At 66.2% G+C, this 12,957-nt stretch carries 13 protein-coding genes; 7 read left to right on the top strand and 6 right to left on the bottom strand.

Annotated features, from left to right (window positions below):
• Positions 1 to 94 precede the first annotated feature (94 nt).
• Positions 95 to 1,102 carry a LacI family DNA-binding transcriptional regulator gene (locus tag CKW06_RS05985; RefSeq protein ID WP_024956977.1) on the bottom strand — a complete coding sequence of 336 codons (1,008 nt, stop codon included), beginning with the start codon at positions 1,100 to 1,102 and terminating at the stop codon, positions 95 to 97.
• Positions 1,103 to 1,197: 95 nt separating this feature from the next.
• Here CKW06_RS05985 and CKW06_RS05980 point away from each other — a divergent pair, with 95 nt between their 5' ends.
• From CKW06_RS05980 to CKW06_RS05960, 5 genes are read left to right on the top strand one after another with little or no spacing between them, the layout of a single operon-like run.
• Complete coding sequence (locus CKW06_RS05980) at positions 1,198 to 2,250, top strand: sugar phosphate isomerase/epimerase family protein (protein ID WP_024956976.1); 1,053 nt, start codon at positions 1,198 to 1,200, stop codon at positions 2,248 to 2,250.
• Between the two features lie 27 nt (positions 2,251 to 2,277).
• Positions 2,278 to 3,495 (top strand): nucleoside permease, encoded by a 1,218-nt coding sequence (locus tag CKW06_RS05975; protein ID WP_024956975.1) that lies wholly within the window; start codon positions 2,278 to 2,280, stop codon positions 3,493 to 3,495.
• 11 nt (positions 3,496 to 3,506) lie between these two features.
• Entirely contained in the window at positions 3,507 to 4,631 is a 1,125-nt protein-coding gene (locus tag CKW06_RS05970; protein ID WP_024956974.1) for a Gfo/Idh/MocA family protein, read from the top strand.
• A 19-nt stretch (positions 4,632 to 4,650) separates the two neighbouring features.
• Positions 4,651 to 5,514 carry a sugar phosphate isomerase/epimerase family protein gene (locus tag CKW06_RS05965; protein ID WP_024956973.1) on the top strand — a complete coding sequence of 288 codons (864 nt, stop codon included), beginning with the start codon at positions 4,651 to 4,653 and terminating at the stop codon, positions 5,512 to 5,514.
• A gap of 18 nt (positions 5,515 to 5,532) precedes the next feature.
• Entirely contained in the window at positions 5,533 to 5,829 is a 297-nt protein-coding gene (locus tag CKW06_RS05960) for a c-type cytochrome (RefSeq protein WP_012479397.1), read from the top strand.
• Between the two features lie 30 nt (positions 5,830 to 5,859).
• On the opposite strand, the gene CKW06_RS05955 is transcribed toward CKW06_RS05960, so the two are convergent.
• From CKW06_RS05955 to CKW06_RS05935, 5 genes are all read right to left on the bottom strand, one after another.
• Positions 5,860 to 6,618, bottom strand: a complete 759-nt coding sequence (locus CKW06_RS05955; protein WP_032963553.1) for a 3-keto-disaccharide hydrolase — start codon at positions 6,616 to 6,618, stop codon at positions 5,860 to 5,862.
• Positions 6,618 to 7,193, bottom strand: a complete 576-nt coding sequence (locus CKW06_RS05950; RefSeq protein WP_005412559.1) for a gluconate 2-dehydrogenase subunit 3 family protein — start codon at positions 7,191 to 7,193, stop codon at positions 6,618 to 6,620. Before CKW06_RS05950 ends, CKW06_RS05955 begins: the two co-directional genes overlap by 1 nt.
• Positions 7,193 to 8,878: a GMC oxidoreductase gene (locus CKW06_RS05945; protein WP_024956971.1), complete on the bottom strand. Its 1,686-nt coding sequence runs from the start codon at positions 8,876 to 8,878 to the stop codon at positions 7,193 to 7,195. The genes CKW06_RS05950 and CKW06_RS05945 overlap by 1 nt, the downstream gene beginning before the upstream one ends.
• Positions 8,879 to 8,905: 27 nt before the next feature.
• Positions 8,906 to 9,811, bottom strand: a complete 906-nt coding sequence (locus tag CKW06_RS05940; RefSeq protein WP_024956970.1) for a hydroxypyruvate isomerase family protein — start codon at positions 9,809 to 9,811, stop codon at positions 8,906 to 8,908.
• Between the two features lie 202 nt (positions 9,812 to 10,013).
• Positions 10,014 to 10,595, bottom strand: coding sequence for a single-stranded DNA-binding protein (locus CKW06_RS05935; protein WP_024956969.1), 582 nt, complete (start codon positions 10,593 to 10,595; stop codon positions 10,014 to 10,016).
• 292 nt (positions 10,596 to 10,887) lie between these two features.
• Between CKW06_RS05935 and CKW06_RS05930 the strand changes: the two genes are divergently transcribed.
• Both CKW06_RS05930 and CKW06_RS05925 read left to right on the top strand, forming a co-directional pair.
• A complete protein-coding gene (locus CKW06_RS05930) occupies positions 10,888 to 11,919 on the top strand; it encodes a LacI family DNA-binding transcriptional regulator (RefSeq protein ID WP_024956968.1) in 1,032 nt (343 codons plus the stop codon).
• Positions 11,920 to 12,049: 130 nt separating this feature from the next.
• Positions 12,050 to 12,952 (top strand): ABC transporter ATP-binding protein, encoded by a 903-nt coding sequence (locus CKW06_RS05925; RefSeq protein WP_024956967.1) that lies wholly within the window; start codon positions 12,050 to 12,052, stop codon positions 12,950 to 12,952.
• Positions 12,953 to 12,957: the final 5 nt, after the last annotated feature.

Raw genomic sequence — 12,957 nt, 5'->3', positions numbered from 1 at the left:
CTGCGATGAGTCTGACAGCTTTGCGTCAATTCGGGATCAAGGTTGCACGATATCGCGCGGGCCGGCTGCCACGCTCCGCGGCCCCACCCCGTGGTCACCTGCGTCGGGGCGCAGCCGTCGATCCCCGCACCATCAGGCTGAAATCCAGCGTCTGTTGAAGCGGAACATCCACCTGTTCGATGATGGCGAGCAGCAGGTTGACCGCGCGCGCGCCGATTTCCCGCATCGGCTGCCGGATGGTCGTCAGCGGCGGCGTGAGGTAGCGGGAAGACGCCAGATCATCAAAGCCGACGATGGACAGGTCTTCCGGCACGCGGATGCCCAGCTCCCGGCAGGCCGCCAGGGTGCCCAGCGCCATCTGGTCGCTGAAGCAGAAGATCGCCGTTGGTGCGGACGTGCCGTCCAGCAGCGCCATGGCAGCCGCATGGCCGGATTCCACTGAAAAATCCCCCGGCACGATGCTCAGCTGGCGCAGGCGGCCACGCACCTTGCCGGCCCCCCGTACCCCTTCCAGGCGCTGCTGGTGCAGGGGATTGTCCGGCGGCCCACCGACCACGGCGATCCGTTCATGGCCCAGTGCGTACAAGTGCTCCATGACGGCGCGTGCGGCGGCGGCATTGTCGATGTGCACACTGGGCAGGCCCAGCGCGGGATCGAACTCGCAGCCGTTGACCACCGGCGCGGCAGCCCCCCTCTGCTGGACAATCTCGCGCGCCGTCGGTGGCAGGCGATGGCCAAGCACGATCATGCCGTCGGCCTCGTTGCGCCGGAGCATCTGCGCGTAGCGTTCCTCGCGGTCGGGTTGGTCCTGCGTATCGCCCAGCAGCACCGCATAGCCGACAGCCTGCGCGGCGTCTTCCGCCCCTTGCAGGATCTGCGCGAAGAACGGGTTGGCGATATCCGGCACCGTGACCAGGATCTTGCCGCTGCGCTGGGTCTTGAGCGTGCGGGCAACCGTGTTGGGCACGTAGCCCAACGCCGCGGCGGCCTGCTCGATGCGCGTGCGCGTGGCCGGCAGTACTTTGTCCGGCCGCGAAAGTGCACGCGACACGGTGCCGGCGGAGACGCCGACGTGCTTTGCGATGTCGTAGATGGTGGCCATGGCGTTAGTTCTCCCGCCCGCTGTGCACTGCACAACAGGTCTTGCGTAAGCCCCTGCTAGGATAATGCAATCGATTGCATCGAGGGCGAATCACGTTGAAGACGCTCAAGGGTCCAGCGCTGTTCCTGGCGCAGTTCATCGGCGACACGGCTCCTTTTGATCGGCTGGACACGCTGGCCGGATGGGCCGCGGGTCTGGGCTATTCTGGCGTACAAGTCCCCACCACGGCGCCCCACCTGTTCGATCTGGCCGAGGCCGCGCGCAGCCAGGCGTACTGCGACGACCTCGCCGGCATGCTGGCAGGTCATGGCGTGCAGATCACCGAGCTGTCCACCCATCTGCAGGGGCAGCTGGTCGCGGTCCATCCGGCCTACGACAGCCTGTTCGACGGATTCGCACCCGCGGACAAACGTGGCGATCCCACGGCCCGCCAGGCCTGGGCGGTGGAGCAGCTTCTGTTGGCCGCCAAAGCCAGCCAGCGGCTGGGGCTGACCGCGCATGCCACGTTCTCCGGCGCATTGGCCTGGCCCTATTTCTATCCCTGGCCGCAGCGCCCACCGGGACTGGTGGAAGAAGCCTTCGCCGAACTCGGCCGCCGCTGGCGCCCGATCCTCGATGCCTTCGATGCCTGCGGCGTGGATCTCTGCTTCGAGATCCACCCGGGCGAGGACCTGCACGATGGCGCGACCTTCGAACGCTTCCTCGATGTGGTGGATCATCACCCCCGCGCCAAGATCCTGTACGACCCCAGCCACCTGCTGCTGCAGCAGATGGACTACCTGGGTTTCATCGACCGCTACCACGCGCGCATCGGCATCTTCCACGTCAAGGACGCGGAGTATCGCCCCAGCGCAAGCAGCGGCGTGTATGGCGGCTACCAGGACTGGATCGAGCGTCCGGGCCGCTTCCGTTCGCTCGGTGATGGCCAGATCGACTTCAAGGCGATCTTCTCGAAGTTCGCCCAGTACGACTTCCCCGGCTGGGCGGTACTGGAATGGGAATGCTGCCTGAAGCACCCCGAGGACGGCGCACGCGAGGGTGCCGCCTTCATCCGCGACCACATCATCCGCGTGACCGACCGCGCCTTCGACGACTTTGCCGACAGTGGCACGGACGCCGCATCACTGCACCGCATGCTGGGAATCTGAGCCAAGACCGCCCCGGGAGGGCAAGCCATGACGCACGCCATGTCGCGCCTGGGCGCGATGATGTTTCTGCAGTTCTTCATCTGGGGGGCGTGGTTCGTCACCCTCGGAACCTACCTGGTGCAGGGCCCGCTGCAGGCCAGCGCCAGCCAGGTGGCCACCGCCTTCCTCAGCCAGTCCATCGGCGCGATCGTTGCGCCGTTCCTGGTCGGCCTGATCGCCGACCGCTACTTCGCGGCGCAGCGCATCCTCGCGGTGCTGCACCTGGCCGGCGCGGTGCTGATGTGGCTGGCGTCCACCGCCACCAGCTTCAGCGTGTTCTCGGCCTGCGTGATGGGCTACATGCTGCTGTTCATGCCGACGTTGGCACTGGCCAACAGCGTGGCGATGCGGCACATGCAGTCGCCCGAGAAACAGTTCCCGCTGGTACGCGTGGCCGGTAGCATCGGCTGGATCGTCGCCGGTGTGCTGATCGGCTGGCTGGGCTGGGAACAGGCCCATCGGCTTGAACTCACCTTCCGCATGGCCGCGCTGGCATCGCTGGTGCTGGGCCTGTATGCATTCACCCTGCCGCACACGCCGCCACTGGCACAGCAGCGCGATGCCGGGCTGGGGCAGATCCTGGGGCTGGATTCGTTGCGTCTGCTGAAATCGCGTGCCTATCTGGTGTTTTTCCTGGCGTCCATCGCCATCTGCATCCCGCTGTCGTTCTACTACAACTTCACCAATCCGTATCTCAACGACCTGGGCGTGCGGGGTGCAGCAGGCCTGCAGTCGCTGGGCCAGGTCTCCGAAGTGCTGCTGATGCTGGCCATGCCGTTCCTGTTCGTGCGGCTGGGAGTGAAGACCATGCTGGCGGTCGGCATGGCCGCCTGGGTGGTGCGCTACGCCATGTTCGCCTTCGGCGATGCGGGCAGCGGCTTCTCGCTGCTGGTGATCGGCATCGTGCTGCACGGCATCTGCTACGACTTCTTCTTCGTCACCGGCCAGATCTACACCGATGCGCATGCCGGCCCCGCCGCGCGCAGCAGCGCGCAGGGCTTCATCACCCTGGCTACCTACGGCGTGGGAATGCTGATCGGCACCTTCCTGTCCGGTGCGGTGGTGGAGCACTTCACCACCGAGGCCGGCCCCGACTGGCAGCAGATCTGGCTGTTCCCGGCCGGCGTTGCACTGGTGGTGCTGATCGCCTTCCTGCTGCTGTTCCGCGACCGGCCGGCGGTCGTGGCCACGCCTTCCACGCCCTGAGGACCCGCCCGATGCCCAAGCTTGGAATCGCCATCGTCGGCGCTGGCATGATCGGTGCCGTGCATCGTCGCGCTGCACTGCTGGCGGGCGCCGAGGTACGCGGCGTCGCCGCCTCGTCACCGCAGCGCGCGCATGAGGCCGCGCAGTCCTGGAATGTCCCACGCGCCTATCGGGTTATCGAGGAGGTGATCGCCGATCCTCAGGTGCAGGTCGTGCACGTGTGCACGCCCAACCATCTGCACCGCGCCATGGCACAGGCCGCGCTGGAAGCCGGCAAGCACGTGATCTGCGAGAAGCCGCTGGCGACGACGCTGGACGATGCGCGGGCGCTGGCGACACTGGCCGCATCGACCGGATTGGTTGCCACGGTGCCCTTCGTCTACCGCTACCACCCGGTGGTCCGCGAGGCGCGCGCACGCATCGCCCAGGGCGATCTGGGGCCGTTGCACCTGATCCACGGCAGCTACCTGCAGGACTGGCTGCTGGATCCGGCCAGCAACAACTGGCGCGTGGACCCCGCGCTGGGAGGCACGTCGCGCGTGTTCGCCGACATCGGTTCGCACTGGTGCGACCTGGTCGAATGGATCAGCGGCGAACGCTTCGCCGAGGTCAGCGCGGCGTTCGCCACGGTGATCGCCCAGCGTGGCGCCGTCAGCGGGCAGAGCTTCAGCACGCCAACGGCCGCCAGCGCGATGCAGGCTGTCACCAGCGAAGACGTGGCCGCAGCGATGTTCAGGACCGGCGCCGGCACGCTGGCGTCATTGACGGTCAGCCAGGTCTCGGCCGGACGCCACAACCGCCTCTGGTTCGAGATCGATGGCGCCAAGGCCAGCGTGGTCTTCAACCAGGAGGATGCCGAACGACTCTGGATCGGCCTGCCCGATCAGCGCGAGGAAACCTTCATGCGCGGCCCCGGTGCCGGCAGCGCCGAACAACGCCGCCTTTCCGTGCTGCCGGCCGGGCATGCACAGGGCTACGCCCAGTGTTTCGAGGCGTTTGTGGCCGACACCTATCGCGCCATTGAGGGCGAGCGGCCGCAGGGCCTGCCCACCTTCGAAGACGGCCTGCGCTCGGCACGGATCGTCGATCGCGTCATTGCATCAGCCAGGTCACGTGCCTGGACCACCATCGGTTGAATTCCGGGAGGATCTGTTGATGAAAGCTCTTTTCCGTAGAAGTGCAAGTCTCATCCTGCTGCTCGCTGCCCTGCCCGCCTTCGCGAGCGAAGCCGCCACCACGCAGAAGCCGATCGCGGTGCAGATGTACACCCTGCGCAATGCAGGCTCGCTCGATCAGCAGTTGAAGATCGTCCACGACGCGGGCGTCCGTGCGGTGGAAACGGTCGGTACGCAGAACACCAGCGCCACCGAACTCAAGCAGCTGCTGGACCGGTATTCGATCAAGGCGGTTTCGTCGCACGTGCCACTGGCCGAGCTGCGGGGCAACCTGGATGGTGTGGTGACGTTCAACCGGTCGATCGGCAACAGCACGCTGGTGGTGCCTTACCTGGACCAGAAGGACCGCCCAACCGATGCCGCGGGTTGGACCGCATTGGGCAAGGAGCTGGGCCGCATCGCCAAGCAGGTGCGCGGCAAGGGCATGCGCCTGGCCTATCACAACCACGACTTCGAGCTGGCCGACTTCGACGGCCAGACCGGGCTGGAGCTGCTGTTCGCAGCGGCCGGCCCCGACCTGCAGACCGAGCTGGACCTGGCCTGGGTCGCACGTGCGGGCCTGGACCCGGCGGTGATGCTGGGAAAATTCCGCGGTCGCGTGTTCGCGGTGCACGCCAAGGACAATGCGCCCAAGGGCCAGGCCCAGGACGAAGACGGATTCGCCGCCGTGGGCCAGGGCGTGCTGGACTGGAACGCGATCCTGCCCGCCGCTGCGGCGGCCAAGGTGCAGTGGTACATCGTCGAGCACGACCAGCCACGCGACCCGGCCAAGGTCATCCAGACCGGCGCGGACTACCTGCGTGAACACCTGCCCGCCAACGTGCCCACCCGTGCACGGCGCTGACGCATCAAGGAGCCCCACATGAAGATGATCCTGGCCCTGGCCCTGGCCCTGGGCGGCATGAGCACTTCAACGGCAGCCCGGGCCAAGGACGATCCTGCCGCCGGCGCGAAACTCTATGCCCAGCACTGCACTGCCTGCCACGGTGCTGAACGCGCCGGCGTACCGCCTACCTTCCCGGCGCTCACCGACGTCGGCAAGCGGCTTCAGCCCGCCCAGGTCAAGGACAAGATCAGGAAGGGCGGAGGATTGATGCCGCCCTTTGCCCAGCTGTCGCAGCAGGAGATCGACGACCTCGCCAGCTATCTGGCGAAGTAGGCGGCCGGCGACCACGCCGGCCGCGTGCCGCTACAGTTCGCGCACCCAGATGTTGCGGTAGCTGACCCTGGAGTCATGCTCCTGCAGATAGAGCGGCGCGCACGCATGGGGTGCGTACGAAGGCGCACCGATGTACTCGGTCCTGCCTGCCAGCACGGTGTCGTCCTGCACGAGTACGCCGTTGTGCAGCACGGTGATGCGCGCGGGCGACGTCAGGCCGCCGCCCTGCGAGAAGCGCGGTGCCTTCCAGATGATGTCGTAGACCTGCCACTGGCCCGGTGCGCGCGAGGCGTTCACCCGTGGCATGGCCTGCTTGTAGATCGAACCCGCCTGGCCGTTGGCATACGTCGGGTTGTTGTAACTGTCGAGCACCTGCAGCTCGTACAGTTCCTGCAGGAAGATGCCGCTGTTGCCCCGGTTCTGGCCGTCGAAGCCCTTCGTCTCGGTGGGGGTACGCCATTCGACATGCAGCTGGACATCGCAGAAGCGTTGCCGGGTGCGGATGCCCTTGCTGCCCGGAACGACGGTCATGGCGCCATCGGCAACCGTCCAGGACACGCGCCCGCCCTGCTCTGCCTCCCACGCCGAGACATCCTTGCCATCGAACAGCACGATGGCATCGGAGGGGGCCTTGCCTGGCGGCGTGGCCACGACTGCGGGCACGGGCGTCCACACTTCGGTCTTCTTCGGGTCACGCGCAGCGTCGGTACCGTCCTGAGCGAATGCAGATGCAGCGGCCAGCAGGCCGGCCGTGATCAACGCAGGGCGGATCATCAGGATGGTGTCCATCAGCTGGTCCCCCACGCGGGCGTACCGGGGACATAGGCCAGGTCACCGTCGTAGCGGCCCGGCACGGCGACGTACTGCAGCACACCGGTCGCCCCGACCTTTGAAGTGAAGAAGCCGAAGATGGCCAGCTGCTTGATCATCGTGAAGTAATGCGGCATGGCCTCGCCTTCCTCGGGAGTGCCGGTCTCGGTCACGTCGGCATTGCGTGCCTTGGCTTCGGCGTCCAGCGTTCGCAGCAACCCGGTGCGGGCTTCCGGCGTGAGCGATACGAAACGGCCACCGGCGCGCGTGTCGATGTCGGCCAGGCCGGCGCGGAACGTCGCCTGCTGCCGGGCGGTGTAACAGTCGCTGACGAACGTCGCCATGAACGCACCGGCACCCGCGTCCTTGGCCCCGGGCGTCCTTGTCCGCGGCAGGATGGTTTCGGCGATCTCGTCCAGCATGCCGATGTCGGCATCGGAGAACGCGGGCATCGCCCCGGCAGCCGGCACCTTGCCATGCACCAGCGCAGGCAGGCCAACCATGGCCGCACCGGTAGCGGCAACGATCATCTTCAACAGTTCGCGGCGATCCATCAGAGGTTCCCCGCTTTCAGTTCGCGTACCGCATGGTCGGCCGCGCGCGCGGTCAGCGCCATATAGGTCAGCGAGGGATTCACGCAGGCGCTGGAGGTCATGCAGGCACCATCGGTCACATAGACATTGGGGGCATCCCAGACCTGGTTGTGCGCATTCAATACCGAGCTTTTCCGATCACGTCCCATGCGTGCGGTCCCCATCTCGTGGATGCCCTTGCCCGGGGCATAGTCGTTGTCGTGCATCTTCACCTCCTTGACCCCGGCCGCCTCCAGCATCTCGGCGGCATCGGCGGCCATGTCCTTGCGCATCGCCAGTTCATTGGCGCGCATGGACACGTCCATCGCCAGCACCGGCAGTCCCCATTTGTCCTTGCGGTCGTGGTCCAGGCGGATCGTGTTGTCGTGGTGCGGCAGCATTTCACCGAACCCGGTCATGCCGATGCGCCAGTCACCCGGCACGGTCAGTGCCTCCTTCAGATCGGCACCGATGTTGAGCTCGGCGATCTCGCGCGACCATCCGGTGCGGCTGGCACCGCCCTGGTAGCCGAACCCGCGCAGGTAGCCGCGCTTGTCGGCCGCGACGTTGCGGAACCGCGGAATGTAGAAGCCGCAGGGACGGCGGCCGAAGTAGTACTTGTCTTCGTAACCCTCGACCCGGCCCGAGGCACCCGCACCGAAATGATGGTCCATCACGTTGTGCCCCAACTCGCCGGACGAAGAGCCCAGCCCGCCGTCCCAGACGTCGGTGGCCGAATTCATCAGCAGCCACGTCGAGTTGAACGACGACGCGTTGAGGAAAATGACCTTGGCCGTGTACTGGTAGGTCTGCCCGGTCTCGGCGTCGATCACCTCCACGCCACGCGCACGCTTGCGATCCTTGTCGTAGAGCACTTCCTTGACGATCGAGAACGGCCGCAAGGTCAGGTTCCCGGTCTTCATCGCCGCCGGCAGCGTCGCCGCCTGGGTCGAGAAGTAGGCACCGAAGGGACAGCCCAGGATGCACTTGTTGCGGTACTGGCAATTGACGCGCCCCTGCTCGGGCATCGGCTGGGTGATGTTGGCAGTGCGCGAGTGGATCATATGGCGCGTTCCGCCGAAGGCCTTCTTGATACGCGCGGCCACATCCTTCTCGACGATGTTCAAGGGAATCGGCGGCAGGAACTCGCCGTCCGGCAGCACGTCCAGTCCTTCGCGCGTGCCGGCGATGCCGGCAAACTTTTCCACGTGGTCGTACCACGGCGCGATGTCGGCGTAGCGGATCGGCCAGTCGGTCGCGAGGCCGTCCTTGAGGTTCGCCTCGAAATCCAGATCGGAGAAGCGATAGCTCTGCCGGCCCCACATCAAGGAACGACCACCGACGTGGTAGCCACGGAACCAGTCGAAGCGCTTGGTCTCGATGTAGGGCGATTCCTGTTCGTTGGCCCACATCCCTTCCAGGTTCTCGGCCAGGCCGTAGTCGCGCATCAGCACCGGGAACTCGGCCTTCATTGCCTGCGTTGGCCGGTTGCGGTGCGGGAAATCCCACGCCTCCTTCATCGCGTTGACGTAGTCCTTGACGTGCTCGATGTTGCGCCCGCGTTCCAGCATCAGGACCTTCAGGCCCTTTTCGGTCAGCTCCTTCGCCGCCCAACCGCCACTGATTCCCGAGCCAACAACAATGGCGTCGTAGTGATTATCTGCCATGGGTCTCTCACCTGGGTGGATATCGTTTCAGACGTCGCAGAGGCGGATCGCCTCGCGCAATGAGGCAACGGGATCGGGCGCTGCAGGCGTGAACTCCTGCGCCAGATACCCCTTGAAGCCGGTGTCGCGGATCGCGCGACAGATGGCCGGATAGTGGAGCTCCTGCTGGTCTCCGATCTCGTTCCGGCCGGGCACGCCTGCGGTGTGGTAGTGCTTGAAGCAGGCGTGATGCTTGCCGATGGTGGCGATGATGTCGCCTTCCATGATCTGCATGTGGTAGATGTCGTAGAGCAGGCCGAAGTTGTCCGAGCCGAGCCGCTGGCACAGCTCCACGCCCCAGGCGGAGTGATCGCACAGGTAGTCGTGGTGATCGACCCTGGAGTTCAGCAGCTCCATCACCAGCACCACGCCGCGCTTCTCGGCATGCCCGAGGATGCGCTTGAGACCTGCCTCGGCATTGGCCATGCCGTCCTGCGGGTCCATGCCGTTGCGGTTGCCGGAGAAGCAGATGAGATTGCGGTAACCAGCGTCGGCCACCAGATCGATGTGCCGCGTGTAGCGCTCCACCAATTGGTCGTGGAACTCACGGCCGGCAAAGCCCTTGGTCAGGCCCAGCTCTGCGCCGTTGCACATCGAGCTGTAGACGCCATGGGCCTTCAGCGTGGGCCAGTCTTCCGGGCCGACCAGGTCGATCGCGGAAGAACCGATGTCCTTCACCGTCGCGCAAAGCTGGGCGACGGACAGCTGCGGGAAGGTCCAGCGGGCGACGGAATGCTTCAGGTTGCCCTTGAGCGGCGCCGTGGCGGCGAATGCGGGCAATGCGCCCGCGGTTGTCGCGGCCCCCAGGCCAATGCTGCCGGCAACTGCGATGCGCAGCGCATCGCGCCGCGTGAGCCCCCTCGAAGGAGCCGGTCTGATCGAATGGATGGTCATCCACCTTCCGGCCTCCCAACCGGTATCAAACGCAACGATTCACAGCAATGCAATCGATTGCACCATAGGGGAGGAAATTGTCTGTTTGCAAGTCGCGGTGCACGAAAAACTGATGGTGCGAGGCACAACGCAGATGGCATCGCGCAAAAAGAAAAGCCCCGCATGAGCGGGGCTTTCTTTTCTGCTGCGAACGAGCGTTCGATCAGAACGGAATATCGTCGTCAGCGAAGTCATCCATCGGCGGCGCCTGCTGCGGCTGCGGACGCTGGTTGCCACCCTGGTTGCCGTAACCGCCGCCCTGGTTGCCGCCCTGGTTGCCATAGCCACCGCCCTGGCCACCACGCTGGCCGCCACCGCCACCACCGCCGCCATACTCCTGGCGCGGAGCCTGCTGGCGCTGCGGACGATCGCCGCCGTAGTTGCCACCACCGCCGCCGCCACCGCCTTCACCGCGGCCGCCCAGCATCTGCATTTCATCGGCAATGATGTCGGTGGAGTACTTCTCCACGCCGTCCTGGCCGGTGTACTTGTCGTAGCGCAGGCTGCCTTCGACGTAGACCGAGCTGCCCTTGCGCAGGTACTCGCCGGCGATCTCGCCGAGCTTGCCGAAGAACACCACGCGGTGCCACTCGGTGCGCTCCTGCTGGTTGCCATCCTTGTCCTTGCGGACGCTGGTGGTGGCCAGGCTGATGCGGGTGATCGCCATGCCGCCCTGGGTGTACTTCACGTCCGGGTCGTTGCCGAGATTGCCGACCAGGATGACTTTGTTGATGCCGCGCGCCATAGGTACCTTCGTCCGTTGTCCAGGGGCAGACCGCCAGTGATAGCACAGCCCCGGGCGGGGGTGCAGTAGGCGAGGCCGCCCCTGTTGAAATTTGGGGGAATGCGAGAACGATGCATCTTAGCATTGCCGCCGCCATCCGCCCGGTCAGAAGACCCCGGCCGCGCAGGAGGATTGAACTGATTTCCTTGTCCGGCAATGACTTACCCTCGCTTCGGTGGACATCCGGAGGGGCATTGGCGTCTGCCCATGGCATCATGCCCAAGCTCCTCCCCCTGCCCCCTCCCGCGTTCCCATGACGATCAAAGGCAAAGCCACCTCCCTGGACATCGCCCACCTGGCCGGGGTCTCCCAGCCGACCGTGTCGCGGGCCCTGCGTGGCAGCCCGATGGTCAACGCCGAGACCCGCGAGCGCATCCTGCGCATCGCCCGCGAGCTGAACTACAAGGTCGACAAGAACGCCTCCAGCCTGCGCCTGCGCAATGCCGGCACGCTGGCCCTGCTGTTCTTCGAGGACCCGACCAACGACGATTCGCTGATCAACCCGTTCTTCCATTCGATGCTGGGCTCGATCACCCGCGCCTGCGCCCTGCACGGGCAGGACCTGCTGGTCTCGTTCCAGCAGCTGTCCACCGACTGGCAGGCCGATTACGAGGACAGCAACAAAGCCGACGGCATCATCCTGCTCGGCTACGGCGACTACCACGAATCGCGCGACCGCCTGCAGCGGCTGGTCGAACAGGGCACGCACTTCGTGCGCTGGGGCGCCGCCCTGCCCGGCCAACCCGGTGTCTCGATCGGCAGCGACAACTTCCAGGGCGGGCATGACATCACCACCCACCTCCTGCAGCAGGGCTGCCGCCGCATCGCCTTTCTCGGCCATGCCTCCAGCCATTACCCCGAATTCCAGGAACGCTACCGCGGCCATGTCGCGGCCCTGCAGGACCACGGCCTGGCCGCCGAACCGGCGCTGCAGCACGATGCGATCACCACCGAGGCTTCCGGCCAGGAGGCCTGCCAGGCACTGTTGGCACGCGGTGAACCGATCGATGCGATCTGCGCCGCCAGCGACCTGATCGCCATCGGCGCGATGCGGGCCCTGCGTGAGGCCGGCCTGCGGGTGCCACAGGACGTAGCGGTGACCGGCTTCGACGACATCCCGCTGGCAGCCTCGGTATCCCCGGCGCTGACCACGGTGCAGCAGGACACCAAGCAGGCCGGCCAGCTGCTGGTGGAACGCCTGCTGGCGCTGATCGGCCGACAGCCGGTGGAGAGCCAGAGCATCCCGGTGAAGCTGGTGGTGCGGGAATCGTCGCTGCGCCGGTAGGCGCCGCCAGGCCTCCCACCACGCCCCAACGTGCGACGGCGGAATTCTCCCCCCATGACCAACGGCGGATGCGCACGGAGGCTGATGCGCGGATAACGCGCAGACACGCCCAAGGAAAGGTGTACGTCGCATGCTGAAGATCGATTCGCTGTCCAAGACGTACGCCAACGGCGTGCATGCCCTCAACAACGTCAACCTGGACATCCCGCGCGGCATGTTCGGCCTGCTCGGCCCCAACGGCGCCGGCAAGTCGTCGCTGATGCGTACGCTGTCCACCCTGCAGGAGGCCGACAGCGGCACGGCGACGCTCACCATTCCAGGCGAGGCGCCGATCGACGTACTGCGCGACAAGGACGCGGTGCGCCGCCGGCTGGGCTACCTGCCGCAGGATTTCGGCGTGTACCCGAAAGTCAGCGCGCTGGACCTGCTGGAACATTTCGCGGTGCTCAAGGGCCTGACCCAGCGCGCGCAGCGCCGCGAGGTGGTCGATGGGCTGCTGCAGCAGGTGAACCTGTGGGACGCCCGCAAACGCAAGCTGGGCACCTACTCCGGCGGCATGCGCCAGCGCTTCGGCATCGCCCAGGCACTGCTGGGTGACCCGCGGCTGGTGATCGTCGATGAACCCACCGCCGGCCTCGACCCGGAAGAGCGCAACCGCTTCCTCAATCTGCTGGCGGCCATCGGCGAGAACGTGGCGGTGATCCTATCCACCCACATTGTCGAGGACGTGACCGATCTATGCCCGACGATGGCGATCATGAACAAGGGCCAGGTGCTGCTGACCGGCCGTCCTGCCGAAGCCATCGACGCCCTGCAGCACCAGGTCTGGCGCAAGCAGGTCGATCCTTCGGAACTGGCCGACCATGAAGCACGCTACGTGGTGCTGTCCACCCGCCTGGTCGGTGGTCGCCCGGTGATCCACGTGCACAGCGCCAACGACCCCGGCGACGGCTTCGCGGCCGTAGCTCCCGACCTCGAGGACGTGTACTTCCAGCGCCTGCGCCTGCAGGCCCGTGCCCGCGCGGCAGCCTGAGCGGA

Source organism: Stenotrophomonas maltophilia (assembly GCF_900186865.1).
In the GTDB taxonomy this organism is placed as follows: Bacteria; Pseudomonadota; Gammaproteobacteria; order Xanthomonadales; family Xanthomonadaceae; genus Stenotrophomonas; species Stenotrophomonas maltophilia.
This window is presented reverse-complemented; position numbering and strand designations above follow the sequence as displayed.